Origin of the sequence: Vibrio sp. 10N.222.49.C9 (genome assembly GCF_041474985.1) — a bacterium.
Lineage (GTDB): Bacteria > Pseudomonadota > Gammaproteobacteria > Enterobacterales > Vibrionaceae > Vibrio > Vibrio crassostreae_C.
In genome coordinates this window covers 1-747 of sequence record NZ_JBFRVD010000946.1, presented here as the reverse complement: position 1 = coordinate 747, position 747 = coordinate 1, and the positions used below count along the sequence as shown (strand labels likewise).

Genomic DNA, 747 nt, shown 5'->3' with positions numbered 1-747 from the left:
CGCTGAGCCTACGGAAAAATAAATAAAAAACGGGAGCCACAAGGCTTAATGCTGATCGTTTTAAGATATTGAACGATCCTCTGAAGGCTTCATAATCGGTCTCAACAATGTTGAGGCCGATTTTTTATGTCTGAGTTTTCTAAAGAGCTACAAGTTACCGCTGAATTTTGTAATGACCATCATATTGACGCTTTTTCAAAACATATCCCCCTAGAGTGGGTAGAAGAAGCCGTTAAACAGACAGGGAAAGCTTCTGTTCGTAAGCGTAGATTCCCTGCAGAGCAGGCGGTATGGCTCGTGTTGGGCATTGGATTTACTTCGTAATCGTTCTATTCAAAGCGTATGCGATAAGCTTGAGTTAGCCTTCCCAGACGCCAATGGTGAATTAGCTCCTTTAGCAACAAGTAGCATTATAAAAGGGAAAGAGAAGTTAGGCTCAGAGCCTATGCGTTATCTATTTAAAATGACGGCTGCTCAGTGGGAACAGCAGTGTGATTTCGACCATATGTGTGGCTTAAAAGTCTTGAGTGTCGATGGTACCTACTTTAAAACTCATGATACTGAGAGTAATCAGAAGTTTGGATACGCTCAAAGAACGGCATCCTTTCCTTCGGTGCTAGCGGTCACTCTTATGTCAACGAAGACTCACATGTTATCTGACGCTGCTTTTGGACCTGTCACCAATAGCGAAATATCTTATGCACAACAACTCGTTGGCTCTGCACCAGAGAACTCTTTAACACTGTT

At 42.7% G+C, this 747-nt stretch carries 1 pseudogene; it reads left to right on the top strand.

Annotated features, from left to right (window positions below):
• Positions 1-126: 126 nt before the first annotated feature.
• Positions 127-747: pseudogene (locus tag AB4585_RS26345) on the top strand (transposase domain-containing protein); the annotation flags it as partial.